This window comes from Siminovitchia sp. FSL W7-1587 (genome assembly GCF_037963795.1).
Classification (GTDB): domain Bacteria; phylum Bacillota; class Bacilli; order Bacillales; family Bacillaceae_C; genus Siminovitchia; species Siminovitchia thermophila.
On record NZ_CP150169.1, the window covers coordinates 3,112,227 to 3,137,168 of the forward strand.

Here is a 24,942-nt window from a genome sequence, read left to right on the forward strand (position 1 = left end):
CATGCGCGTTACTCAATCAATGCTGGGCCACAATTCGCTTAGGCACTTAAGCAATTCTTATGGCCGGCTCAACAAGATTTATGACCAAATAAATACCGGAAAGAAAATTACTCGACCTTCCGATGATCCGGTTGTCGCGATGCGGGGAATCACTTTAAGGGCACATCGAAATGAGATACAACAATTCAAAAGAAATTTTGCAGAAGCACATAATTGGATTGACAATACAGATGCCGCCCTCAATCAAGCGGGAGAAGCCATGCACAGGATTAACGTGCTTGTGAACCGGGCAGCGAATGAAACAATGGAGGAAGACGGAAAGCAAGCGATTGCCGACGAAATTAAACAAATTAAAGAGCAGCTGATCAACATCGCCAATACGAAGGTGGGAGATAGATATATCTTTAGCGGCACGGCGACGAATGAGCCGACAGTAGGCGGAAATATCAATACAGAAGCAGTGGAAATTGAACTGGGAAAAGGCATTAAAATCCCTGTCAATGTCACCACTGAAAAAGTGTTCTCCAATGATTTTTTCGCGAAAATTGATCAAGTGGTAGAAGATATTGAAAACGGTGGCGACGTACAGCAGCATATCGGCCCGATGGAAAGATTGATGAACGACTTGGTGACAGAAAGAACATCCCTTGGTGCAAGAGCCAACCGGGTAGATTTAATGGAAGAGCGGGTCGGGATGCAAGAGATTATGGCCAGACAGCTCCAGTCTGATAACGAAGATGCGGAATATGAACAATTGATCACAGAAATGGTGAAGGAGGAGAGCCTCTTGCGCGCCTCGCTCGGTGTCAGCGCACGGGTGATCCAACCGACATTAATTGATTTTCTCAGGTAAGGCGAAACTTCCATCAGCGGCATTGCTGATTGTTAGTTAAGCCAATCGGGCTTATACTGGCAGTCGATCTGTCCTGGCTGTTTTTGTTGATCCCGTTACATAAAGTTGGATCTTACTGCCAGTTAAAGGGATTAAAAGGATAAAAAAGCTATCTGAAAAGGATAGCTTTTTTGCACGTCAGAAACGGATCACGTTTACCGCAGTGAAAATATTCATGTCCAAAGTAAAAGGGAGACTAGATAAATCGCCAGTACTTTGCGCTCTTATTGAGGAGGTATGAAAGTGAAGTTGCCGCAAATTCGTTTGGAATCGGAAATGGGGAAAATCGCTGTCTACTTGACACAAGGGAAGCATTCTATGCATCACGTTCAGCCGTTATTGGAAATCGAACAGCCGCCGGCTGAACTCGAAATCGAACGAACGTCGGCCAAATTGACGATTGACCAGACGAAAGCTTGGGAAGACATGAATTTAAAGCATGTTTTTCGCTCAATTGAAGAAAATACAGACCATGCCCAGCAGGAGTATCGAAAAGGTGTTGCAAGACGGGTGGATGAGGGAGATGAAATGATGAAGATTGAGGATAAAAACTCAAACCCCATCCCTGAAATCGCGAAACGAAATATAGCAAGACCTCTCCGCACACCGAATATTACGTTTATCCCTTCCTTTTTTAGCGTAAAGATGAGCTACGAAAAAGCGAAGCTTGATTATAATTGGAAAGTGCATCAACCGCGATTTGAAGCAAGGTTCGAAAGCCCGGTGATTGAGTATGAACCTGGGGAAGTAATTGTGGAAATGGTTAGAAGACCGTCGTTAAAAATCGATGTGGTGAATTTGCCGAAAAGGCGTTTAGGAGAGTGAACGATGAATATTACAACGAAATATCATGGTGCCGTGAAAGTGAATGAGAGAGAAATTCTCCATTTTACATCAGGGATTCCCGGATTCCCGGATGAAAAACAGTTTGTTGTATTACCGTTGGAGGACACCGGTTTCGCCGTAATGCAGTCGGTAGCGACTTCGGACACGGCTTTCATTGTCACGGAACCGTTTCTATTTTTCCCTGAATATGATTTTAAATTAGAAGAGCAGGTCATTGATCAACTCGAATTGAGGGCTGCTGAGGATGTTCGTGTCTATATCATCTTGACGGTCCATGACCCATTTGAGAAAACCACCGGCAACTTGCAAGCACCGGTTATCATCAACACGAAAAATCGCCAAGCGAAGCAAGTTGTATTAAACGATGGTGTATATAAAACGAGACACCCGCTTTTCGGGCAAAAAGTGGAGGGGTGACGGCATGCTGATATTGACGAGGAAAAAAGGAGAAACGATCCAAATTGGCCCAGATATCGAAATCACCGTCACGGCCATCCAGGGAGAACAAGTGAAGCTCGGGATCACCGCGCCCAAACATGTTGAAATTCATCGCAAAGAAGTCTGGCTCGACATCCAAGCCGAAAATACGAATGCATCGGCAGGGGTGAAAAACCTCTTCGGACTCATTGAAAACATGAAAAAACAATAATTATAGAAAAAGCTATTAAACTATCCTGCCCTTTGCCGATATAAAATGTGAAAGCGAAAAAAACGGGCGGCCGACCGAACTCTTTCGCTGAAAAATTACACCACCGTTCACACGGACGTGAGCGGCAACATTCAAGGAGGAAAATGCAAAATGAGAATCAACCACAACATTATGGCGCTCAACACGCACCGTCAATTAACACAAGGTACAAGCCTTGCATCAAAAAACATGGAAAAATTATCATCTGGCCTGCGTATTAACCGTGCAGGTGACGATGCTGCCGGCTTAGCCATTTCCGAAAAAATGCGTAACCAAGTTCGCGGAATGGAAGCTGCTCAACGTAATGCCCAAGACGGTATTTCTTTAATCCAAACTGCTGAAGGCGCGTTAAATGAGACGCATGCTATGCTACAGCGTATGGCTGAACTATATACTCAAGGTGCAAATGAAACGTTGGAGCCGGAAGATGCTGAAAAGATCCAAGCTGAAATTACACAATTAACAGCACAAATAGATGATATTGCCAACCAAACAAAATTCAACACAAAAAATATCCTGAACACTAGCGGCTCAATCAAGTTGCAAGTAGGTGCAAATTCTGGTGAAACAATTACGTTGACATTAACGAACAACACAGCATCAGGATTGGGTCTCGGCGGATTAACATCTATCAGTGGCCTTACTACTGCTTCAGGCTTGAATGCAACATCAAGTGCCAACTTAACGATTGTACAAAATGCCATTAACGCTGTTTCTCAAAACCGCGCAAACCTTGGTGCAGTACAAAACCGTTTAGAGCATACCATTAATAACCTTGGTACATCTGCTGAGAACTTGACAGCAGCTGAATCTCGCATCAGAGATGTCGATATGGCGAAAGAAATGATGGAGTTCACAAAGAACAACATCTTGACTCAAGCATCACAAGCAATGTTGGCTCAAGCCAACCAATATCCGCAAGGAGTTCTTCAACTTCTTCGTTAATTTTACAAAAAGGTGGTCTTCTATTACAGAAGGCCGCTTTTTTTATTCCGTTTTTGATAAACGGGAACAGCTCAATCTATTTTCCTTTCCGCCTTATTGACAGCTTTTTATCACTGATTTCCATAGCAGTCAATTTGATCATGAGGTTCCTCCCGGATATATTGGGCATTTCCTTTTTTCGACCTATAAAAAGAGCAAATGTGTCCTCTTTAACTTACTTGCCCATAAACCTAACCACATTTTTCCATGTTGAAGATCCGTTCCAAATACCCACTTTAATAAATGGCGAACATTGTCGATATAAGTAGTGAGAAAGCAGTAAACCAAATGATGGAGGCAAGTTACTCTATGAAGTTATTGTTTAAAGGTGAGACCATTCAATTAAATAATGAATTATCCTTGGAGTTTGTCAAAGAAAAAATTAATAGTCTTTTGGCTGATCAATACTTTTTTAGCCATCTCGTAGTTGATGGAGTAGAGATTTATGAAGAACCAGAGCAATTTCTGGAACAACATTTAAATGACATTAACGAGCTTGAAATCATTGCAAGGACCGTACAAGAGTTTGTGAACGATCTTTTATTGACCGCGGAGGATTATACGAAAAGAGCCATTCCAGAAATTGAAGCACTCGCGGATCATTTTTACAACCATCCTAATCATGAAGGCTGGAATAAATTTGGCCAGCTTCTGGAAGGGTTGCAGTGGTTAACCCATATGATTCAAACGATTGACTCCTTCTCCCAAAAGCCTGAAAACTGGATGAATTATTTAAAGGCGAGTATTGCGGTAGAAGAGGAATTGAAAAATCTGAAAGAAGCTTTGGAAAATAAAGATCACGTTTTAATAGCTGATATTATCAACTATGAGATCCTGCCATACTTTACAACGCTTGGCGCAGAGATTCAACATACAATTGATACAGAGGGCTATCGTCATGATCTTAATTAATAATCGCAATTATTTAAGATTGAGAAACCGCCATTTATTACAGCAGCTAAATGAAATGGAAAGCCGCTTAGATGAAAAACGGGTTGTTATCGAGCCGTCAAAAAAAGAAAATCCTACACTCAAAATAAATAAAGGTGGAAAGTTCCAATACATTCATAGCAAATATGATCCTGTCAACGAGTCAAAGCGAATTATGCAACAACAGAAGAATATGGAGGCATATGATCATGTCTTTTTTGTGGGAACCGGGCTTGGTTACCATATTGAACAATTTGCGAAAGTTTATCCGGATAAAAAAATAACGATTTTTGAACCTGATTTGGAAGTCTTGTATCATTTTTTAACGGTCCAAGATATTACGAAGTTCTCAAGTCAAATCCAAGCGATCTTTTTTGCTTCTGAAGAAAGTGAAATGAAACAAGAAGTCCAGAAATTTATTAACATTCACGGGAAGCGCATCTTTTTTTTCACGTTACCCGTCTATCTCACTCTATACCCACAAGAAACGAAACTATTATTTGAGACGTTCAAAGAAGGCTTAAAAGATCAAAAAAATATCCTGGCTACGGCTGCAGCCTTCCAAAAACGTTGGACGATCAACGCAATTAAAAATTTCCCATATGTCTTAAAAACACCTAATATATTGCATGACATTGATCAAAAGGCTTTTGAGGGGAAACCGGCCATCATTGTGGCTGCAGGACCTTCACTCTCTGAAGAGTTTGAGCATCTGAAATTCATTAAGGAAAACGGATTGGCTTATATATTTTCGGTGGGATCAGCGATCAATGCGTTAATTGAACACGGAATTTATCCCGATGCCGCCTGTACGTATGATCCTAAAGAAAGAAATCAAAATGTCATACGCATTATTAAAGATAGGGGAATAGAGGAAATCCCCCTAATTTATGGGAGCTCTGTTGGGTTTGAGACATTGGAAAACTATCCGGGCCCCATGCTTCATATGATTACAAGCCAGGACCCGGTTTCGCCATTTTTACTGGGATCCTATAAAAAAATCTCTATTGTTCAAGACGCACCTTCCATTGCCGTGGTGACGTTTCAATTACTTGCTCTTCTTGGCTTTAAGCAGATCATACTTGTTGGACAAAATCTGGCTTTTCATAATAGATTGCGGTTTGCAAAGGGTATACATTATAACCATATTCCGAAAGAAATCTCTCCGGAAGAGGAACAACATTTAATAACAGTGAAAGATGTTTATGGAAATGATATTTATACGGACAGTAGTTTCAATCAAATGCGTCAGCAGCTTGAGCTATATATCAGCATGAGTCCCAACGTAGAAGTGTTGAATACAACAAAGGGTGGAGCCGTTATAGAAGGAACAACTTTTTTGCCTCTTACTGAGGTGATAGAGCATCATCTGCGGAAGAAAAAAAGTGTGTCGCCGCAATGGTATAAAGCGAATAATCATTACAATCAAATGTATGCTTATAAGCAATTGGTTAAACTGGAAATAGCGCTTGGCAAGATGGAACCCATTATGGAAAGGGCTTTAACAGTTGTAAAAAATATCGCTGATTCTGTAGAGAAGCTTCATGTAGCCAATATGGAAACCAACTTTATAAAACTTGACAAAGAAATAAAAAAACTAAAAGAAAATCCTTTTTACAAATATTTCATTGAGCCGATGGTAAGAGTACAGCACAAGCTTTTAGAGGAATCAAATAAAGAAATTCGCTTTGAAAAAAACCTATACAAAAAAGGGAATCAAGTTGTGGAATCGTATCGGGCGTTTTTGGAAGAATGTGTGGCGCACGTACAATATGTAAAGCCGTACTTCTATGAGTTAAAAAATAATACAATTTTTGAGAGTGAACAAAATGACTATTAACATCATTCATGTAGCGAGTTTTTCGGGGAACATTGGAGATGTAGCAAACCATGAAGGGTTTTACCATCAATTTAAGCAATTATTCTCAGAAGAGATCACCGTAAAAAAGCTTGAAATCAGGAAGTTTTATAAAAGATGGAATGAACAAAAGTTCGACATGGAATTTGCCAATTACGTAAATCAATTTGATTTATTTATCATTGGTGGAGGTAATTTTTTTGAGCTTTGTTGGGATTATTCCGCTACGGGCACGACAATCGATATTAGCCCTGAAGTGTTGCAATCAATCCAAATACCAATTTTGATTAATGGCATAGGCGTCGATGATAATAAAGGGATCACTCCATCCAACATACTGAAGTTTAAGACGTTCTTGAACGGCTTGTTTGAAAAAGACAATGTATTTTTCACTGTCAGGAATGACGGATCTTTGAAAGTTATTCAGAAATACTTCAAGGAATTTGCTGATTTGATTCATAAAGTTCCCGATCATGGCTTTTTTCTTCATGAAACAGATTATATGAATGCCTTTCAACCGCTTAATCGTCATAACATAGGATTTAATATAGCTTTAGACATGTCTGACATCAGATATCAACATATCGGCTATGAACGCTTTCTTGAAATAATGAGTAGACAGATAAATAGATTATTATTGGAAACAGATAACAATATATACTTATTTCCACATATTCAAAGTGACTATAACGCCATATTAGACTTACTGAAGTTACTGAAAAATGAATATGTCCGAACGAGGGTTTCCATTACGCCCATTATCCAGGGAAGAGAGTTAAACACCTTCAAATACTATCAAGATTGTAAGTTTATTTTCGGTATGCGTTTCCATGCAAATGTGTGTGCGATCTCATTAGGGATTCCGACATTGGGATTGATCAGTTATCCAAAACAAGGATATCTGTATGATGAGATTGGGATGCCAGATAGAAAAACAGATATAAATCATGGGAACTTTACGGCCACTTTGGAGAATAATGTGGATCGTCTTATACACGATGATGATTTTACAGTTATGTTAAAGAAAAATTATTTACAAAAAATGCAAGAAATAAAAGAGGAAAAAGAGAACATATACAGACATCTAAAGACTTGGATCAAAAAACAATTGTAAATGTTGGGGGTTAAAATGTTTAATGTTATTCGTATTGCTTCAAGAAAAGTTGGACCAGAATTTCCACCTCTTGTAATACCTGAAATTGGTATTAATCATGAAGGTGATCTAAATAAAGCTATCATATCCGTTTTTCATGGATAAAAAATATGATCTGGATATTGATGATATGGATGATATAAAGACGTTATTAACATTGGTTTAGATATAACTCTGACTCTCCATATGATTGGGTTGATCAAAAAACACCCATTTGCACAAAGAAAAGTGGTCACTCGGCAAGATGTACAGATGGGTTGGAACTGGATTATGATGAAGAATTGCAGGGGAAAAGTAAAAACAGGCGGGGAAGCCATCCACGCCTGTTTATCCTGTTATCGTTTTGATTTTTTCATGCCCAGATTTTTGAGCTGGGCCATTATTTTATTTCGTGACTTTTCATTTTTCAAGAGATATGCAGCTCCAAGAGCTAAAGTGGTGAGCATGGTTTTACCTTTTTTCATTGATTTTCACTCTCCTGACAAGGGATTGGTTTCTTTTACTTTTCCCATTTGCCGGAAAGTCAAACAAAAAAATTTTGCGGGCTTTTTCATAGTGGAATTTATTGCGAGACACGGCCCGTAACTACTTATTATTTGTTTCCTGAAGTCGTTATCAATCTCATCCATCTTCTTTCCATTTTCGTAAATGCTTTCGGTTTGGGCACTCGATGTTCTCAATCATAAACATTTATTGTTCGAACTTCCCATCCGGATTAGCCATTTTCTTCCTGTTGACTCATTCTTACATTGGTCCGATCCACTTATGTAAGTTGACTTCTCGCTAAGAATCTTTGATAGTCTTTTGAACTTGATCAACCTTTTTTAAAGCGAATCTTTTTTCAATATGGTACTCCTAATGGCCTTTGGTATTTACTCTTTCCTTGAACAACGGCCCATCAAAAACAAAAGTATGATACTCGCCGGACTCCCCCATCGGGCAAATATCCGCTTTTTTGCTAATTTCTTCAATAAATCGTTTGTCCAGTATGCGGCCGACCCAATCCTGTGGTAACATATCGCCTCTCACTTTAATCACTTCGGCCTTATAACCAAGCTTGATAAATTGATTTAGCGCATCCAGCATCATGGATTCTTCCATCCACAATGGATATAGGGCTTGAATGCCGGCAGCTGTGGCTAATTTTTCTCCCCATTCTCGATGGCCTTCCAAATAAATGTCGCCAAAGGCAATGGCATTTAATTCATATTTTGTTTTAAGATCAAGCAAATGTTTTAAAAAATCCTCATTATATGTATCGTATGAGCAATGGATGAATTCAATGGGAATGTCGAGTGCTTCCGCTTGAGCTTTCATTTTGCCGATTTCTTCATCGTGGGCAAATGTCCTTCCTGTTTCTTGAGGTACTGTCGTGACAAGGCATGCAACTTTTTTGTCTCCTTCCACAAGCTTGTGTAGTGCCATGCAACTATCTTTTCCCCCACTCCATGATAGAGCAACTCTCTGGCTCATAAGTCATTCCTCCTTCCCTTCATTATACTAAACAATGTGAATTTCCTGGGAAATAAGTGGATAAATTGTCGAAGGGGCCGCCTAAAATGCATTTTTTTTAATAAATAATCAGAGAGGGAAGCCAAAAGTCGAAAAAACGACTTTTTGGACAACCCTTCCTTTGATATTACTTCTACCACCAAAATGGAAAGAACGGATAGCCAAAGCCAAAGCCAAACGGGCCAAAAAATGGTCCAAAGCCAAACGGCCTGAAGAAAGGCCTTCCGAACCAAAGTCTTTCGTCTTGCTGCGGATACGCTCCATAATGGCTATAGTGGCCATACCCTTCTGGATGATAATAGTGATTCACTTGGGATCCTCCTCTTTCATGTAATTTGTAATGTTCACCCCATCATATGCATTCAGCACATGAAAAGGCATCTATAAACAGGGCAGGAAACCAAAATAGGCATTTCTCACGAACCATGTTTGGATTAGTAATAAAGCATTATTAAATATTTGAATTTGTTGCCGATATTGTTTATAAGGATGATATTTTTTGCCGAAGGAGAGAGGACGATGGTTGGATCGGTTGGAGGACGGCTTGCAGCGGACGAAATGATTGTTGCCTTTTCCCGGCAAAAGATTGTTACGGAGTCCATGCAAAGGGGAGAACAATCTTCTAAAACTTCTAAGATCGAGTCAAAAGCCCGTCTGGAAAAAGCGATGTCTTACGCGAATGATCTGTTAGAGCAGTCAACGCAAACATATTTGAAATATGAGCTTCATGAGCAACTCAATCAGTTTTATGTGAAAATTGTCAATCAGGAAACAGATGAAGTGATAAGAGAAATCCCCCCAAAAAAGCTGCTGGACATGTTTGCGTCCATAGCAAGCTCTTTGGGGCTTATTGTAGACACGAAACTTTAAAGGGAAAAGGAAGTGGTTTCAAATGAGAGTCAGCGGTTTGGTAAGTGGTATGGACATCGATAAGATGGTAAATGACTTGATGAAGGTCAACCGGATGCCACTAGATAAGTTAAAACAGAAAAAGCAAATTTTAGAATGGCAGCGTGATGATTTTCGTTCGATCAATACGTTAATGCTTGGATTTCGTAAACGTTTAACAGACCTTCAATTTTCAAGCAATTACCAGGCAAGAACGATATCGACATCAGATGAAGCAAAAGTGACGGCAACTGTAGCGAGTGGAGCGGCAAAGACTTCCTATTCAATTGAGAGCGTCAGTCAATTGGCAAAAGCGGCCTATAGAATCGGAAACAAAATAACATCTGATGGAGAAAAAATAGATCTAACCCAAAATTTATGGAGCCAGTCTCAAACTGTTCTTCCGGACTTGACATGGAACCAGGGTGTTGTAGAAACGAAGTACTTAAAGACACCAGATGGAAATACACCGATTGACTTGGAATTAAATGGCGCTTCGATTAGCAATAATGAGCTAAACGTGAAAGTGAACGGAAAAGTTTATGAAGTAGTGACATCTGGAGTTCCCGAAAAAGGACAGGTTTTATATGATGTCGGTGCAGGAACGCTTTCATTTGGAGAAAGCTTGCCAAAAGGCAGTAGTGTAAGAGTTGACTATGCCATTGCCGAAAAAACGATCTCCCATACGGCGAGTGCCGAACAATCCAATTGGAGATTGGGAAAAGGAGCGATTTCGGAGCTTACGGTCACGATAGATGGCACGGCTTATACAATGGATCCGGCTTCCGTCGATGATGCGGGGTTTGCCGACCTTGGAGGTATTGGAAAAGTTCATGTGCTGTCGGGCGAAATCCAGTTTAACGATCCGCTTGCTGAAGGATCAGAGCTAACAGCCACATTCAAACAAAATTATTCAAGTTTTACTATTGGGTCCCATCAAGCAACAGGGAAAGTGGAAGAACGGATATTTTTTGCTGGAAATGAATCAATGAATGGCGTCATAAAAAAGGTAAATGAGTCTTCAGCAGGGGTTACGATGTTCTATGATTCATTTAAAGATCAAATGACATTAACGAGAAAAGAAACCGGAGATTTTAACAATGGCGGAGATGGAATCATCTTGTCCGGCCAATTTCTCACGGATGTTTTGAAATTTTCAGGAACGACGGAATCACGCGGACAAAATGCAGTATTTACCGTCAACGGCTTAACAACAGAACGCCAATCCAACACTTTTTCGATGAACGGAGTCACGTTTACTTTAAAGCAGACATTTACAGACCCCGTTTCTGTTGCGGTTTCAAATGATACGAATACAGTAGTTGAAACAATCAAAAGCTTTGTCAATGAATATAATGAATTAATTGGCAAGATAAACGATAAATTAACCGAAGAGCGTTATCGAAAATATACGCCGCTAACCGACGATGAAGAGCGAGATAAGCTCACGGAAAAGCAACAGGAAAAGTGGGAGGAAATGGCAAGAAGCGGTCTCTTGAAGAGCGACCCAACCTTAACCGCTGCTCTTTCCCAAATGCGCCTCGATATGTATAGTTCAGTAGAAACGAATGGGACTTTCAAACAATTGACGGCGATTGGCATTACAACAACATTCAATTATCGCGATGGCGGAAAGCTTGAAATTAACGAAGCGAAATTAAAGGAAGCGGTGGAGAAGGATCCGGAAGCTGTAGAAAACTTGTTCCGCGGTCCGGGAACATCGGATTCCGACAAGGGAATCGTCAACAAGTTATATGATACCGTCGATCAAACAATCAAAAGAATCCAGACGAAAGCCGGCAGGGCGACTTCAATGAATAAGCAATTTGCAATCGGCAAGGAGCTGATTGAAGTTGATAAAAACATCGACAGGTTTGAAAAGCGACTTAAGATGGTAGAAGACAGGTTGTGGCGACAATTTTCGGCAATGGAAAGATCAATTCTGCAGTCGAACAATCAGGCGATGTACTTAATGCAGCAATTTGGAATGTGATGAATGATGAGGAATGGAGGGAGAAAAAATGGCGAGCAGGAATCCGTATGAGACGTATCAGACGAATTCTGTCACGACGGCACCTCCCGGAGAGTTGACGCTAATGTTGTATAACGGCTGCTTGAAATTTATCGGCCTTGCGAAAATTGCAATTACAGAAAATCAGATTGAGGACCGCAACAGAAATATTCAAAAAGCGCAAAACATTATAGCTGAACTGATGGCTACGTTAAATATGGAAATCGGCCTGGCAAAAGAGATGATGCCATTGTATGAATATGTGAACAGGCGTTTGCTTGAAGCAAATATTCATCAAGATTTGGAATTATTAAAAGAAGCAGAAGATATCATAACGGAATTTCGCGATGTCTGGAAAGAAGCCCTTCAAATTAACAGAAAGCAACAGCACTCTCCATCAAAAAGGACCATGCCATGAGTGCTGTCCAGGAATGCCTTCGTCTTACTGAGGAATTGTTGGTGATTCTCCGTCATCCCAATTCCACAGAGCGTGATCGCTTGATACATAAAATTGAAGAGACGCTTACCAGGCGTGAGAATCTGCTGCCGCAAATAAAACCTCCTTTTTCCGAAGAAGACATAATAGCCGGGAAGAAGCTGGTCGATCTTAACAACGAGTTGTCATTTTTATTGGAGAGTGTCAATAGTCATATTCTACGGGAATTAAATGAGCTAGAATTGAAAAAAACTTCTGCATCGCGATATGCCAATCCTTACGGGTCCGCGAGCCAGCTTGACGGGGCTTTTTATGATAAACGTCTATAATTGTTACCTTATTACTCATAAATTCGACAAAATTTTTGGCGGTGTAAGGCAGGAATAAGGGATATGATATAGAAGTATATACATATAGCCTTTAAAGGAGGAGTTTTTATGCTTAAGTACCAGATTCGTGGAGAAAACATCCAGGTTACTGAGGCGATTCGAGACCACGTAGAAAAGAAGGTAGGCAAACTAGAGAGATATTTTATTGAAACTCCTGAAGCGAATGTACATGTTAATTTAAAAGTAAACGCTGATAAAAAATCAAAAGTTGAAATAACGATTCCCCTTCCACAATTGGTGTTGAGGGCAGAAGAAGTAAATGATGACATGTATGCCGCCATCGACTTAATTGTCGATAAGCTCGAACGCCAAATTCGGAAACATAAAACAAAAGTAAATCGCAAGTTCCGTGAAAAGGGCAATATTGAGCAATTGTTCGCAACAGGTATTAATGGTGCTTCTTCAGAGGAAGAAGATGAGTTACAAATTGTTCGTACAAAACGTTTTGATTTAAAACCGATGGACAGCGAAGAAGCGGTTCTTCAAATGAACATGCTTGGGCACAACTTTTTCATCTATACGGATGCGGAAACAAACGGAACGAATATTGTTTATCGACGGAAAGACGGAAAATATGGTTTAATCGAAACAAACTGATGTAGATAAAGAGAGCACGCGCCTTTTTGGTTGCGTGCTCTTTTGGTTCGCCCACCATGGGCGCAGTTTATAGGGTGCAAGTCCCTGGCCGTGAAGGGCAGAAGTAGTGGTTAGTCTAACGCAAGGATGTCCATGGCGAAGCGGAATCTGAAGGAAGCTCGAGGCAAACCTTTATTTAGTCTGAGCAATACGAACCTCATCAGGCAAACCTTTATTTAGTCTGAGCAATACGAACCTCATCAGGCAAATCTTTATTTAGTCTGAGCAATACAAATCTCATCAGGCAAAACGAATGAGCCAGCGGTCTTGCTAAACAAATTAGGATGGCAATACAGAAGTTGTGTATGATACTAAGAGTCAACGGTTTCGCATGTGAAGCGGTTAAACGCTGCTGGAATATGGTCTTTATAAATTAGCTCTAAAATAAGTATTATTGAGACAAGAAAAGTTCCATTCACTTCACGTGACGAAGAAAATAGGTTTTACTATAAAGAAAAAATGATTTGTTATTTACAGTTAATGAAGGTTCACACACGGCCTTATTGTCAGCAAATGGTCGTTAATGGTATGATAAATGAATGAAGTGAGTATATAATTCATTTTAGTGTATATAGATTTTTCGCCCGTATTTTTAAACAAGGGAGAGTTATGTATGGCAGCTTTTTTAGCAAAACTGTTTGATTCAAATACGCGTGAATTACGGCGGCTTGATAAAATAGCAACTGAAATTAAAAGGCTCGGTTCCGAGATGGAGAAAAAATCTGACGATGAGCTCCGGGCAAAAACAGAGGAATTTAAATCACGCTATTTAAGCCGTGAATCACTCGATTCCTTGCTCGTGGAAGCATTCGCGGTGGTTCGCGAAGGTGCCCGCCGTGTCCTTGGACTGTATCCTTATCCCGTTCAATTGATGGGTGGTGTTACCCTTCATGAAGGCAATATTGCCGAGATGAAGACGGGGGAAGGTAAAACACTGACTGCAACGATGCCCGTTTATTTAAATGCCTTGACTGGTAAAGGCGTTCATGTCGTGACGGTGAATGAATATTTGGCCAGCAGGGACGCTGAGGAAATGGGGCAGTTGTATGAGTTTCTCGGTTTGACGGTCGGACTCAACCTGAACAGCATGTCGAAGGCCGAGAAAAAAGAAGCGTATGCGGCGGATATTACGTACGGTACAAACAACGAATTTGGCTTCGATTATTTGCGCGACAATATGGTGTTGTACCCGGAAGACCGCGTGCAGAGATCTCTTCATTTTGCCGTCATTGACGAGGTCGACTCTATTTTGATTGATGAAGCGAGAACACCTCTCATTATTTCAGGGCAAGCCAAGAAATCAACGCAATTATATTTACAGGCAAATGCCTTTGTCAATACGCTTAAAAAAGACATTGATTATACGTATGATGAGAAGACAAAAGGCGTCCAGTTGACGGAAGAAGGTATTAATAAAGCGGAACGCGCTTTTCATATCGACAATTTGTTCGATATATCCCATGTTACGTTAAACCACCATATTAACCAGGCGTTAAAAGCACATGTAAGCATGCATAGGGATATTGATTACGTCGTGCAGGACGGAGAAATTGTCATCGTTGACCAATTTACGGGGCGACTCATGAAAGGGCGCCGCTTCAGTGATGGGTTGCATCAAGCAATTGAAGCAAAAGAAGGCGTCGATATTCAAAATGAATCGATGACAATGGCCACGATCACATTCCAGAACTATTTTAGAATGTATGACAAGCTTGCAGGTATGACTGGTACGGCCAAAACGGAAGAAGAAGAATTCCGCAATATTTACAATATGCGTGTTGTGGCCATTCCCACGAATAAACCCATCATTCGGGACGATCGGCCCGACCTGATTTATGCATCGATGCAAGGCAAATTCCGCGCGGTTGTAGAAGATATAGCGGAACGTCATCAGAAGGGGCAGCCTGTTCTGGTTGGTACAGTTGCAATTGAAACATCCGAACTGATTAGTTCGCTATTAAAGAAAAAAGGAATCCCCCATAATGTCTTGAATGCGAAAAATCATGAACGCGAAGCCGAAATTATTACCCAGGCCGGCCAAAAAGGAGCCGTTACGATTGCGACCAACATGGCTGGACGGGGTACCGATATTAAGCTGGGCGAGGGCGTGCTTGAAGTAGGCGGCCTTGCTGTTATCGGTACAGAACGCCACGAATCACGTCGGATTGACAACCAGCTCCGCGGGCGTTCGGGACGTCAGGGAGATCCTGGTGTTACACAGTTTTATCTTTCCATGGAAGATGAATTGATGCGCCGCTTCGGATCCGATAATTTGAAAAATATGATGGAAAGGCTTGGCATGGACGATTCCGAACCGATCCAGAGCAAAATGGTGACAAGGGCGGTAGAATCGGCACAAAAACGGGTAGAAGGGAATAACTTTGATGCCCGTAAACAACTACTGCAATACGATGATGTCCTTCGCCAGCAGCGGGAAATCATTTATAAACAGCGGAATGAAGTAATGGAAGCAGAGGATCTTCGTGAAATTGTGGAAAATATGATTCAATCGGTCGTAAAGCGTGCCGTTGAAGCTAATACGCCGCAACACGAAGAAGAAGAACAATGGAACTTGGAAGGTATTGTCGACTATGTTTCCGCCAACCTTTTACCAGAAGGTGACATAACCGCTACTGACTTAAGGGGCAAGGAACCTGAGGAAATGGTGGACTTGATTATTGAAAAAGTCAAGGCGCGTTATGATGAAAAAGAAGAGACACTTACGCCCGAACAGATGCGGGAGTTTGAAAAGGTCATTCTTCTCCGTTCAGTTGACACGAAATGGATCGACCATATCGACGCGATGGATCAACTGCGCCAAGGAATCCATTTGCGGGCATATGGACAAATTGATCCGCTTCGCGAATATCAAAACGAAGGCTTCCAAATGTTTGAAAACATGATCGTATCAATCGAGGAAGATGTTGCAAAATATATAATGAAAGCTGAAATCCGCAGCAATTTACAGCGTGAAGAAGTGGCAAAAGGCCAGGCGGTCAACCCGAAGGAAGACGGTGGAAAAGCGAAAAGAAAGCCGGTCCGCCGGAAAGAAAGTGTTGGGCGTAACGCCCCTTGTCCATGCGGATCAGGCAAAAAATACAAACATTGTCACGGCAGACTGGCATAACAAACAATCCAAGATATAGCAGAGGTGTAAAAGATGGAGCTATTTGAAGTTCGATCCGAGTTGGAAAATACAGCGAAGAGACTCGCTGATTTTAGGGGGTCTCTTTGACTTAGAGGCAAAAGAAGCAAGAATTGCCGAGTTGGAAGAGAAGATGGCTGCTCCGGATTTTTGGGACGACCAATCGGCAGCGCAAGCTGTTATTAATGAAATGAATGCTTTAAAGGATCTCGTCGGGGAATTTAAAGAGTTGCAGGAAAGCCAAGAGGATTTGGAAATTACTTATGAGCTTGTTAAAGAGGAAGGAGACGCCGAGCTTGAAACGGAACTTGAGAACGATGTGAAAGGGTTGATTTCCAAGCTCGACAACTATGAATTGCAACTCCTTTTAAGCGAACCGTATGATAAAAATAACGCAATACTGGAACTGCATCCAGGTGCGGGAGGAACAGAGTCCCAGGACTGGGGCTCAATCCTGCTTCGCATGTATACCCGTTGGGCGGAAAAGCACGGGTTCAAGGTGGAAACACTTGATTACTTGCCTGGGGATGAGGCTGGCATTAAAAGTGTTACACTTTTAATAAAAGGCCATAATGCTTACGGCTATTTAAAGGCGGAAAAAGGAGTCCATCGGCTTGTCCGCATTTCACCTTTCGATTCTTCCGGAAGAAGGCACACTTCGTTCGTATCATGTGAAGTGATGCCCGAATTTACCGATGATATTGAAATTGAAATCAAATCCGAGGATCTTAAAATCGATACGTACCGGTCAAGTGGAGCCGGCGGCCAACATGTCAACACAACAGATTCCGCCGTCCGGATTACTCACCTGCCAACGGGAACTGTAGTCACATGCCAAAATGAGCGTTCACAAATCAAAAACCGCGAAAAAGCCATGAAAATGTTAAAAGCAAAGTTATACCAGCGAGAAATTGAGCAAAAGGAAAAAGAATTGGCTGACATTCGCGGCGAACAAAAAGAAATTGGCTGGGGAAGTCAAATCCGTTCGTATGTGTTCCATCCCTATTCCATGGTAAAAGACCATCGCACTAATATTGAAGTGGGAAACGTGCAGGCGGTGACAGATGGAGATATTGACATTTTTATTAACGGATATTTAAGATCCCGCCTGTAAACATTAATTATGAGGGCTTTTAAGTTTAAAAAAAATCATTTATTGGTATACTAAAGGAGCACCATTTTGATAAAGGAGATGTGTGATCTTGAAGAGGAAAATGATGGCTTTCATCGCGGGAGCCGGCCTTGTAATAGGTCTGGCCGCATGTGGCGGAGGCGGAGACAACGACAAAAAAGACGGCGGTGAAACAACATCCGCGGGTGCAGAAAAAATCTATGCGCAAAATTGTGCCAGCTGTCATGGAGAAAATTTGGAGGGAGTTAGCGGCCCTAAATTAGCTGATGTTGGATCACGGTTAAGTAAAGATGATATCCTTAAAACAATTAAAAATGGGGCGGCAGGCATGCCGGAAAACATTATTTCCGGTGATGATGCTGACAAAGTAGCTACTTGGTTAGCGGAGAAAAAATAACAAAAATAAACGAAATGACAAGCTGCACTTTTTGGCAGCTTGTTCTTTTTTGGGATGGGCTGAAAGTCCCGAGAAAATCTTCTTGATTTTTAATGAAATTATGGAAGAAATAGGTATTTCAGATTATGTCTCGTGTTACAGAATATGACAATTTGAAACATAAATGTAATATAAATATATCTTAACTTATAATTTACGGATGTTATAATGGGTTTGGGATTAAATTTCGATATTATTTGACGTGTTTTTTAAACCCGCTTGTCGTACATAAATTGCAGAAATTGAAAGGGGCAAACCCTTAATCTGTTGCTTAGTGCGCAGTACACCATTGATGCAGAATGGGGAGCAAGGTGATTAGTTATGATAGAAATGCAAGATGTGACAAAGAAATATCCCAACGGAATTATGGCGGCCAATGGCTTGAACATTCTGATCAATCAAGGCGAATTTGTATTTGTGGTTGGTCCGAGCGGAGCAGGCAAAACAACCTTTATCAAAATGATTTACCGTGAGGAAAAACCGACTACTGGTAAAATAATAGTAAACGGATTTAACTTATCGAGCTTAAAAAATAGAGAAATTCCGCATTTGCGGCGGAATGTTGGGGTCGTTTTCCAAGACTTTAAACTTCTGCCTACATTGACAGTATTTGAGAATGTTGCTTTTGCCCTGGAAGTGATCGAACACCATCCGAAAGCCATAAAAGCGAGAGTCATGGAAGTGTTGGCGCTTGTAGGGTTGAAACATAAAGTACGCATGCTCCCATCCGAGCTTTCCGGTGGGGAACAGCAGCGTGTATCTATTGCAAGATCGATTGTGAATAAGCCTAAAGTTGTGATTGCCGATGAACCAACAGGAAACTTGGATCCAGAAACATCTTGGGAAATTATGAGTTTGTTAGATGAAATTAATACTCAAGGAACAACGGTCATAATGGCGACTCATAACCGTGAAATCGTCAATACAATGAAACATCGCGTGATTGCCATTGAAAATGGAAGAGTTGTTCGTGATGAACAGCAGGGGGAATATGGGTATGAAAGCTAGAACATTCCGGCGCCATCTTGGTGAAAGCTTCAAAAGTCTGCGCCGTAATGGCTGGATGACCTTTGCTTCCGCTAGTGCCGTAACTGTTACATTGCTCTTGGTCGGTGTTTTTTTTGTGATCATGATGAACATGAACAAATTTGCGACTGACATTGAGAACGATGTTGAAATCAGGACGCATATCGAATTAACAGCGAAAAAAGAAGATCAAGAAAAGTTGAAGCAAAAGATAGAGAGCCTGGATAAGGTAGAGTCTGTCACCTTTTCTTCAAAAGAAGATGAATTGACCCACTTGATCAAGACAATGGGAAAAGACTGGGAATTATACGAACAGGAAAACCCGTTGCATGACGTGTTTATCGTCAAAACGAAAAAACCGACAGACACTCCGGCAGTCGCCAAAGAAATCGGCACGTTTGAATTCGTCAATTCAGCTGTTTATGGTGAAAAGAAAGTTGAAAAGCTGTTCAACACGTTGAAGACAAGCAGAAATGTCGGGCTTGTTTTAATTATTGGCTTGTTGTTTACGGCTATGTTCTTAATTTCCAACACGATCAAAATTACCATTTTTGCAAGACGCCGGGAAATTGAGATTATGAAACTCGTCGGCGCTACAAACTGGTTTATCAGATGGCCATTTTTGCTGGAAGGGATGTGGCTTGGTTTTATCGGAGCAATTATCCCAATTATTGCTGTTACATCGGGATATTATTACGCATACGATTTTCTTGCGGCACGCATTCCGAGTTCAGTGATCAAGCCGCTTGACTATAGCCCGTTCGTATTTCAAGTAAGCGCGATTATTCTATTAATAGGAGTCATTATTGGTGGTTGGGGCAGTTTCATATCAGTCAGACGCTTTTTGAAAGTATAAAGTATCCATAGATACGATACCCTCGTGAACAAGATTAAAACCACTTCATCAATAGAGAAACAGTGCTTGGGAGAAAGGGGAACTTTTTGTTGAAACAGCGTTCAATTGTAACTTATACATTGGCAGGAATAATCGGGTTTGGGAGTTCATTTGCTTACATAGGGGATGCTTCAGCTTCAAAACTATCAGATTTGCAAAATGAACAAAATGAAATTGTCAACAAGCGGTCCAATGTTAATGAATCCATAGAAAAAAAGAACAACCAAATAAACAAGCTTGAAAGCGAAAAAAGCGGGCTTGAGTTGCAGGTGGAAAAGCTCGAGCGGGATATCACCGCCACGAGCGATAAAATTGGACAAAAAGAAAAGCAAATTGCTGACACGAAAGCAGAAATTGAAAAGCTCAAAGCAGAAATTGAAGAATTAAAATTAAAAATTGAAAAACGGGACGAGCTTTTAAAAGAAAGAGCCCGGAACATTCAACAAAATGGCGGCTCAGTCAATTATATTGACGTGTTTTTAGGATCTGAAAGCTTCGGAGACTTTATTGACCGCTTCTCGGCGGTATCCACTATAGTAAGTGCCGATAGGGAAATCATGGAGGAGCAGCAACGCGATAAAGATAAGCTCGAAGAAAATAAAATAAAAGTGGAACAGAAGCTTGCCGATCTTAACAACATGCTAAAGGAACTCGAAGAGTTAAAAGCGGGCTTGGATTCACAAAAAGCCCAGAAGGCTGAAGCGGTAAAACAGCTCGAAGCCGAGAAACAACATGCCGAGACTGAAAAACTCTCTTTGGAAGAAGAAGAGAGAATCCTAAGCGCGCAAAATGCCGCGATTCAAGAAGCGATCAAGGCGGAAAATGCGAGAATAGAGCAAGAAAGAAAAGAGCGTGAGGCAGCAGAGGCGGCTGCGGCAGCTGCTGCGGCTAAACAAGCGGAACAAGCCCAACAATCCAAACAATCTCAACAATCCAAGCAGGCTCCGCAAAGCCGTCCTTCCGCTGGAGGAAGCAAGGGTGCACCGGCTGCTCCCAAAAAGCAGTATTCACCTCCAAGCAACTCTGGTCCCAGCGTAGGAGCACCGCCTGTATCTTCAGGAATGTTCACAAGACCTGCCGCAGGCAGATTTTCATCCGGATACGGGCCACGCAGTGGCGGATTCCATTACGGGCTTGACATCGCAGCGGGTGGAACAGTGCCAATTGTGGCGGCAGCTGATGGAGTCGTCTTTCGATCCGAATTCTCCAGCAGTTACGGCGAAGTTATTTATATCACACACCGAATGAATGGCCAAACTTATACAACCGTATATGCCCATATGAGAGAGGACAGCCGTAAAGTAGGCAGTGGCCAATCGGTCAAAAAAGGCCAGGTCATTGGATATATGGGCAATACCGGACAGTCTTTCGGACAACATTTGCATTTTGAAATCCATGTAGGCAGCTGGAACGGAGCAAAATCAAATGCAGTAAACCCAAGACAATATATTAACTAATAAGGGAAAAGCGCCGCATCCGCCGGGATGCGGCGCTTTCTGGTTTAGGCGATGCTCCCGCACGCATTTTGCGTGCGTGGAGCATCGCCTACCCGCGTATAAAGCAAAATACCCGCGTATAAAGCAAAATACCCGCGTATAAAGCAAAATACCCGCGTATAAAGCAAAATACCCGCGTATAAAGCAAAATACCCGCGTATAAAGCAAAATACCCGCGTATAAAGCAAAATACCCGCGTATAAAGCAAAATACCCGCGTATAAAGCAAAATACCCGCGTATAAAGCAAAATACCCGCGTATAAAGCAAAATACCCGCGTATAAAGCAAAATACCCGCGTATAAAGCAAAATACCCGCGTATAAAGCAAAATACCCGCGTATAAAGCAAAATACCCGCGTATAAAGCAAAATACCCGCGTATAAAGCAAAATACCCGCGTATAAAGCAAAATACCCGCGTATAAAGCAAAATTCTCCATTTGAAAGTGGTTCTCGACCAATGTGAAACGCATCGAGGCCGTCAATTATATGTGGAGAAGGAAATAATGTGGTAAAATAAATTCAGTTTGTTCGATGTATCTAAATGAAAGATGCGAGGGGCGAAACTATGACGTGGGCAATGGTTACTACAGGCATCATTAGTATTTTTCTTATCTTAAATATTGTGCTCGCAGGCTTTGTTGTTTTTCTCGAAAGAAGGGATGCGGGGGCAACGTGGGCATGGCTTTTGGTATTGTTTTTTATACCGGTTGTCGGCTTTGTCCTGTATTTGATTTTTGGGCAGAATTTAAGCCGAAAAAAAATATTTGATTGGAAAGATCAGAATAAAATCGGGATTATGGAAATAACGGAGAATCAAATTCAGTTGCTTCGTTCAGGGAATTTTCCATTTCATGGCAATAAAGCGGCTCAGTATAAAGACTTGATCTATATGCTGCTCGTCAACGACAGTGCAGTGCTGACACAAGATAATCATGTCGATATTTTTACGGATGGCAATGAAAAGTTTGAGGCGTTAATGGATGATATAAGATCTGCCAAGGACCATGTTCATCTCGTATACTATATTATGCGCAGCGATGATCTGGGGAATAAGCTTTTATCCTTGTTGGTGTCGAAAGCAAAAGAAGGTGTGGAGGTACGTGTTCTTTATGACGCCATGGGTTCAAGGCGACTACCGAGGAAGTTTTTTCGTCCGCTGATTGAAGCCGGCGGAAAAGTGAGTGCTTTTTTCCCTGCGATTATCCCTCATCTTAACTTGCAGGTGAATTATCGTAATCATAGGAAGTTGGCAATCATTGATGGAAAGGTTGGCTATATAGGCGGCTTTAACATCGGAGATGAATATTTGGGGTTAAATCAAAAGTTTGGCTACTGGCGGGACACTCATTTGCGGATTTTTGGGAAGGCTGTGTTTGCCATGCAAACACGTTTTATTCTGGATTGGAACCAAGCGTCTTCCAGTAAAATCAGTTATGAAGACAGACTGTTCCCCGAGATAAATTCTATTGGGGATACGGATGTCCAAATTGTTTCAAGCGGTCCGGATTCCGAATGGGAGCAGATTAAGTATGGATATATCAAAATGATCAACTCTGCCAAAGATTATATTTATATACAAACTCCCTATTTTATCCCGGATGCGAGTGTATTGGACGCATTAAAAATTGCTGTATTGTCTGGTGTAGATGTAAGATTGATGATTCCGAATAAGCCTGACCATCCATTTGTGTACTGGGCGACGTATTCCAATGTTGGAGAAATGTTAAAAACGGGCGCAAAAGTATATATTTATGAAAATGGCTTTATTCATGCAAAAACATTAATCGCGGATGGTAAAATTGCCACAGTGGGAACGGCCAATATCGATGTACGCAGTTTTCGTCTCAATTTTGAAGTGAACGCTTTTTTATATGATGACGCAGTTGTTGAAAAACTCGTTGATATTTTTAAAAAGGATGTCGAACTGTCACGGGAGCTCACCTACAAAGAATATTTAGAAAGGCCGCTTTTTATACGATTCAAAGAGTCGATTTCCCGTTTATTGTCACCAGTTCTTTAATATTTCTGAAAGAAAAATGGGGTAATTGTTTTGAAGTGGTATACGATCGGCCCTCTCTCTTTTCCTGCTTCTTGGGCAGCCATTGGCGCAGCGTTTTTGCTTACATTTCTTTACTTTGTCATTCAAAGAAAAAAAGCAGTGGCAGACGATATGGGCAATGCATTTTTTATATTTTTTCTTATATGGAAGCTAAGCGTCATCCTTTTTCAATTTTCAACTGTGATCAAGAATCCGCTGATGATCCTATATTTTAATGGTGGCTGGAAAGGCTATGCATTAGGCATGGCCGGGGCATTTATTTATCTGTGTGTAAAAGTGCTGCGAAACAGGCTAAACAGTAGCCTGCTCGTGGAGGCATGGTTGTTTTCGGCCCTTGTGTATGAACTTGCGTTCTATCTGTTGAATGCGCGGCATATACTAATGGGGTCTATCCATATATTGGGAGCGATCCTGTTTTTCTTATGGACAAGGAAAAAAGCGGGACAAACCATTTGGCAGTTGCAACTCCTCATCTTATTTACATGTTTCCAAGCCTTCATCTATTCTTTTAAGGGAGACATGCTATCTGCTCCGATGGCAACGTACGTGGCGGTTTGTGGCGCTTTAGCCGCAACCATCCTTACAGAAAGGAAGAGAGCCGATGAGTAAGAGAATATTTGGACTGGCACTGATTGGCTTATTGCTGGGGATTGTGGTTGTGAATATCATCAAGGATATACGTGAGAACAACGAAATCAAGTCGGCTCAAGAGCAATTCAACTCTCAAGCAGCAGAAAAGACTTTTGCGAAAGAAGGTTTAAAAGAAGGGGAAGTACCTCCAGATTTTGAGCTGTCGTCATTGAATGGGGAAAAAAAGAGACTTTCAGATTACAAGGGAAAGAAAGTCATTTTAAATTTTTGGGCTACTTGGTGTCCCCCTTGCAAAGCTGAAATGCCTCACATGCAACAATATTATGAAACGAAGGCGAACAGCCAAAACGTGGAAATTATCGCGGTCAACTTGACATATGCTGAGCGAGTATCCAATAAACGTTCAAAAGTGGAAGAATTCAAAAGCGAATACAAACTAACATTTCCGATCCTTTTGGATGAAGAGGGAGATGTCGGGAACACATATCAGACGATCACCATTCCAACGACCTATATGATTGATACAAATGGGATTATCCGCAAAAAAATCATTGGCCCAATGGATCAAGAAATGATGGAACGACTTGTTTCAGAAATGAATTAATGTTTTATTTTTGAAAAATGTTTGACAGGCGATAGAGCGGTAGTATATACTTACATGCAAGAGTTAAAACAACCACATAAAAACTAAATGATATCAGCATTACTCTTATCAAGAGCGGCGGAGGGAATAGGCCCTGCGATGCCCGGCAACCTTCAGTTTTTTCTGAAAAGGTGCTAATTCCTACAGGTCATGACTATGGCTTGGAAGATAAGGGGAGGAAAAGATAAATCAGCCCTCTTCTTATTCGGAAGGGGGCTTTTTGATTTACGAAATCTCCCCCTTTTCTCAAGATTGAGACGTTTAATCGCCATAAATCTTATTATTCCGATGGCTT

Annotated in this window: 26 protein-coding genes and 1 riboswitch; of the genes, 23 read left to right on the top strand and 3 right to left on the bottom strand. The window is 41.2% G+C overall.

Annotated features, from left to right (window positions below; genetic code table 11):
- The first annotated feature begins 1 nt into the window (after position 1).
- The 9 genes from flgL (at position 2) to NST31_RS14565 (ending at position 7,456) form a co-directional block, all read left to right on the top strand.
- Positions 2-853, top strand: a complete 852-nt coding sequence (gene flgL, locus NST31_RS14525) for a flagellar hook-associated protein FlgL (RefSeq protein ID WP_077111642.1) — start codon at positions 2-4, stop codon at positions 851-853.
- 276 nt (positions 854-1,129) lie between these two features.
- Positions 1,130-1,717 (top strand): DUF6470 family protein, encoded by a 588-nt coding sequence (locus NST31_RS14530; RefSeq protein ID WP_339161585.1) that lies wholly within the window; start codon positions 1,130-1,132, stop codon positions 1,715-1,717.
- 3 nt (positions 1,718-1,720) lie between these two features.
- The gene (fliW, locus tag NST31_RS14535) at positions 1,721-2,155 is read left to right on the top strand and encodes a flagellar assembly protein FliW (protein WP_339161586.1); all 435 of its coding nucleotides are present in this window, start codon (positions 1,721-1,723) and stop codon (positions 2,153-2,155) included.
- A gap of 4 nt (positions 2,156-2,159) precedes the next feature.
- Positions 2,160-2,387, top strand: coding sequence for a carbon storage regulator CsrA (gene csrA / locus NST31_RS14540; protein ID WP_077111639.1), 228 nt, complete (start codon positions 2,160-2,162; stop codon positions 2,385-2,387).
- A gap of 150 nt (positions 2,388-2,537) precedes the next feature.
- Positions 2,538-3,371, top strand: coding sequence for a flagellin (locus NST31_RS14545; RefSeq protein WP_077111638.1), 834 nt, complete (start codon positions 2,538-2,540; stop codon positions 3,369-3,371).
- 348 nt (positions 3,372-3,719) lie between these two features.
- Positions 3,720-4,322, top strand: coding sequence for a hypothetical protein (locus tag NST31_RS14550; protein ID WP_077111637.1), 603 nt, complete (start codon positions 3,720-3,722; stop codon positions 4,320-4,322).
- Positions 4,309-6,180 (top strand): 6-hydroxymethylpterin diphosphokinase MptE-like protein, encoded by a 1,872-nt coding sequence (locus tag NST31_RS14555; RefSeq protein WP_077111636.1) that lies wholly within the window; start codon positions 4,309-4,311, stop codon positions 6,178-6,180. The genes NST31_RS14550 and NST31_RS14555 overlap by 14 nt, the downstream gene beginning before the upstream one ends.
- Entirely contained in the window at positions 6,170-7,312 is a 1,143-nt protein-coding gene (locus NST31_RS14560; RefSeq protein WP_339161589.1) for a polysaccharide pyruvyl transferase family protein, read from the top strand. The genes NST31_RS14555 and NST31_RS14560 overlap by 11 nt, the downstream gene beginning before the upstream one ends.
- Positions 7,313-7,327: 15 nt before the next feature.
- The gene (locus NST31_RS14565) at positions 7,328-7,456 is read left to right on the top strand and encodes a hypothetical protein (protein ID WP_339161591.1); all 129 of its coding nucleotides are present in this window, start codon (positions 7,328-7,330) and stop codon (positions 7,454-7,456) included.
- 230 nt (positions 7,457-7,686) lie between these two features.
- Here NST31_RS14565 and NST31_RS14570 read toward each other — a convergent pair whose 3' ends face one another.
- The 3 genes from NST31_RS14570 to NST31_RS14580 form a co-directional block, all read right to left on the bottom strand.
- Positions 7,687-7,815 carry a hypothetical protein gene (locus tag NST31_RS14570; protein ID WP_268920952.1) on the bottom strand — a complete coding sequence of 43 codons (129 nt, stop codon included), beginning with the start codon at positions 7,813-7,815 and terminating at the stop codon, positions 7,687-7,689.
- A gap of 391 nt (positions 7,816-8,206) precedes the next feature.
- Positions 8,207-8,824 (bottom strand): diphthine--ammonia ligase, encoded by a 618-nt coding sequence (locus NST31_RS14575; RefSeq protein WP_339161592.1) that lies wholly within the window; start codon positions 8,822-8,824, stop codon positions 8,207-8,209.
- A 172-nt stretch (positions 8,825-8,996) separates the two neighbouring features.
- The gene (locus NST31_RS14580) at positions 8,997-9,173 is read right to left on the bottom strand and encodes a hypothetical protein (RefSeq protein ID WP_171973892.1); all 177 of its coding nucleotides are present in this window, start codon (positions 9,171-9,173) and stop codon (positions 8,997-8,999) included.
- A gap of 209 nt (positions 9,174-9,382) precedes the next feature.
- Here NST31_RS14580 and NST31_RS14585 point away from each other — a divergent pair, with 209 nt between their 5' ends.
- From NST31_RS14585 to NST31_RS14650, 14 genes are all read left to right on the top strand, one after another.
- Entirely contained in the window at positions 9,383-9,733 is a 351-nt protein-coding gene (locus NST31_RS14585) for a flagellar protein FlaG (protein ID WP_339161593.1), read from the top strand.
- Between the two features lie 22 nt (positions 9,734-9,755).
- Positions 9,756-11,744: a flagellar filament capping protein FliD gene (fliD, locus tag NST31_RS14590; RefSeq protein WP_339161594.1), complete on the top strand. Its 1,989-nt coding sequence runs from the start codon at positions 9,756-9,758 to the stop codon at positions 11,742-11,744.
- Positions 11,745-11,772: 28 nt separating this feature from the next.
- Entirely contained in the window at positions 11,773-12,180 is a 408-nt protein-coding gene (gene fliS / locus NST31_RS14595; protein ID WP_077111626.1) for a flagellar export chaperone FliS, read from the top strand.
- On the top strand, positions 12,177-12,527 hold the full coding sequence (locus tag NST31_RS14600; RefSeq protein WP_339161597.1) for a flagellar protein FliT: 351 nt from the start codon (positions 12,177-12,179) through the stop codon (positions 12,525-12,527). Before fliS ends, NST31_RS14600 begins: the two co-directional genes overlap by 4 nt.
- A gap of 108 nt (positions 12,528-12,635) precedes the next feature.
- On the top strand, positions 12,636-13,184 hold the full coding sequence (raiA, locus tag NST31_RS14605) for a ribosome-associated translation inhibitor RaiA (protein WP_077111624.1): 549 nt from the start codon (positions 12,636-12,638) through the stop codon (positions 13,182-13,184).
- A 652-nt stretch (positions 13,185-13,836) separates the two neighbouring features.
- Positions 13,837-16,350 (top strand): preprotein translocase subunit SecA, encoded by a 2,514-nt coding sequence (gene secA, locus NST31_RS14610; RefSeq protein WP_077111623.1) that lies wholly within the window; start codon positions 13,837-13,839, stop codon positions 16,348-16,350.
- A gap of 33 nt (positions 16,351-16,383) precedes the next feature.
- Positions 16,384-17,482 (top strand): peptide chain release factor 2 gene (gene prfB / locus NST31_RS14615; protein ID WP_339161601.1). Its coding sequence is split into 2 segments (ribosomal slippage): positions 16,384-16,455 and positions 16,457-17,482, totalling 1,098 coding nucleotides; the frame shifts between segments, so codons are not numbered across the junction.
- 88 nt (positions 17,483-17,570) lie between these two features.
- Positions 17,571-17,897 (top strand): cytochrome c551, encoded by a 327-nt coding sequence (gene cccB, locus NST31_RS14620; RefSeq protein WP_339161604.1) that lies wholly within the window; start codon positions 17,571-17,573, stop codon positions 17,895-17,897.
- A gap of 360 nt (positions 17,898-18,257) precedes the next feature.
- A complete protein-coding gene (gene ftsE / locus NST31_RS14625; RefSeq protein ID WP_339161606.1) occupies positions 18,258-18,944 on the top strand; it encodes a cell division ATP-binding protein FtsE in 687 nt (228 codons plus the stop codon).
- Entirely contained in the window at positions 18,934-19,818 is an 885-nt protein-coding gene (gene ftsX, locus NST31_RS14630) for a permease-like cell division protein FtsX (protein ID WP_077111620.1), read from the top strand. Before ftsE ends, ftsX begins: the two co-directional genes overlap by 11 nt.
- 89 nt (positions 19,819-19,907) lie before the next feature.
- Positions 19,908-21,314, top strand: a complete 1,407-nt coding sequence (locus NST31_RS14635) for a peptidoglycan DD-metalloendopeptidase family protein (protein WP_339161609.1) — start codon at positions 19,908-19,910, stop codon at positions 21,312-21,314.
- Positions 21,315-21,931: 617 nt separating this feature from the next.
- Positions 21,932-23,374, top strand: coding sequence for a cardiolipin synthase (cls, locus tag NST31_RS14640; RefSeq protein ID WP_339165567.1), 1,443 nt, complete (start codon positions 21,932-21,934; stop codon positions 23,372-23,374).
- A gap of 30 nt (positions 23,375-23,404) precedes the next feature.
- Positions 23,405-24,022: a hypothetical protein gene (locus NST31_RS14645; protein WP_339161611.1), complete on the top strand. Its 618-nt coding sequence runs from the start codon at positions 23,405-23,407 to the stop codon at positions 24,020-24,022.
- On the top strand, positions 24,015-24,608 hold the full coding sequence (locus NST31_RS14650; protein ID WP_339161614.1) for a redoxin domain-containing protein: 594 nt from the start codon (positions 24,015-24,017) through the stop codon (positions 24,606-24,608). Before NST31_RS14645 ends, NST31_RS14650 begins: the two co-directional genes overlap by 8 nt.
- Positions 24,609-24,710: 102 nt before the next feature.
- Positions 24,711-24,822: riboswitch (SAM riboswitch) on the top strand.
- The last annotated feature ends 120 nt before the right edge of the window (positions 24,823-24,942 follow it).

Coding starts and splice junctions, on each gene's coding strand:
- flgL (WP_077111642.1), top strand. CDS start 2: ATGCGCGTTACTCAATCAATGCTGGGCCACAATTCGCTTAGGCACTTA.
- NST31_RS14530 (WP_339161585.1), top strand. CDS start 1,130: ATGAAAGTGAAGTTGCCGCAAATTCGTTTGGAATCGGAAATGGGGAAA.
- fliW (WP_339161586.1), top strand. CDS start 1,721: ATGAATATTACAACGAAATATCATGGTGCCGTGAAAGTGAATGAGAGA.
- csrA (WP_077111639.1), top strand. CDS start 2,160: ATGCTGATATTGACGAGGAAAAAAGGAGAAACGATCCAAATTGGCCCA.
- NST31_RS14545 (WP_077111638.1), top strand. CDS start 2,538: ATGAGAATCAACCACAACATTATGGCGCTCAACACGCACCGTCAATTA.
- NST31_RS14550 (WP_077111637.1), top strand. CDS start 3,720: ATGAAGTTATTGTTTAAAGGTGAGACCATTCAATTAAATAATGAATTA.
- NST31_RS14555 (WP_077111636.1), top strand. CDS start 4,309: ATGATCTTAATTAATAATCGCAATTATTTAAGATTGAGAAACCGCCAT.
- NST31_RS14560 (WP_339161589.1), top strand. CDS start 6,170: ATGACTATTAACATCATTCATGTAGCGAGTTTTTCGGGGAACATTGGA.
- NST31_RS14565 (WP_339161591.1), top strand. CDS start 7,328: ATGTTTAATGTTATTCGTATTGCTTCAAGAAAAGTTGGACCAGAATTT.
- NST31_RS14570 (WP_268920952.1), bottom strand. CDS start 7,815: ATGAAAAAAGGTAAAACCATGCTCACCACTTTAGCTCTTGGAGCTGCA.
- NST31_RS14575 (WP_339161592.1), bottom strand. CDS start 8,824: ATGAGCCAGAGAGTTGCTCTATCATGGAGTGGGGGAAAAGATAGTTGC.
- NST31_RS14585 (WP_339161593.1), top strand. CDS start 9,383: ATGGTTGGATCGGTTGGAGGACGGCTTGCAGCGGACGAAATGATTGTT.
- fliD (WP_339161594.1), top strand. CDS start 9,756: ATGAGAGTCAGCGGTTTGGTAAGTGGTATGGACATCGATAAGATGGTA.
- fliS (WP_077111626.1), top strand. CDS start 11,773: ATGGCGAGCAGGAATCCGTATGAGACGTATCAGACGAATTCTGTCACG.
- NST31_RS14600 (WP_339161597.1), top strand. CDS start 12,177: ATGAGTGCTGTCCAGGAATGCCTTCGTCTTACTGAGGAATTGTTGGTG.
- raiA (WP_077111624.1), top strand. CDS start 12,636: ATGCTTAAGTACCAGATTCGTGGAGAAAACATCCAGGTTACTGAGGCG.
- secA (WP_077111623.1), top strand. CDS start 13,837: ATGGCAGCTTTTTTAGCAAAACTGTTTGATTCAAATACGCGTGAATTA.
- ftsE (WP_339161606.1), top strand. CDS start 18,258: ATGATAGAAATGCAAGATGTGACAAAGAAATATCCCAACGGAATTATG.
- ftsX (WP_077111620.1), top strand. CDS start 18,934: ATGAAAGCTAGAACATTCCGGCGCCATCTTGGTGAAAGCTTCAAAAGT.
- cls (WP_339165567.1), top strand. CDS start 21,932: ATGGTTACTACAGGCATCATTAGTATTTTTCTTATCTTAAATATTGTG.
- NST31_RS14650 (WP_339161614.1), top strand. CDS start 24,015: ATGAGTAAGAGAATATTTGGACTGGCACTGATTGGCTTATTGCTGGGG.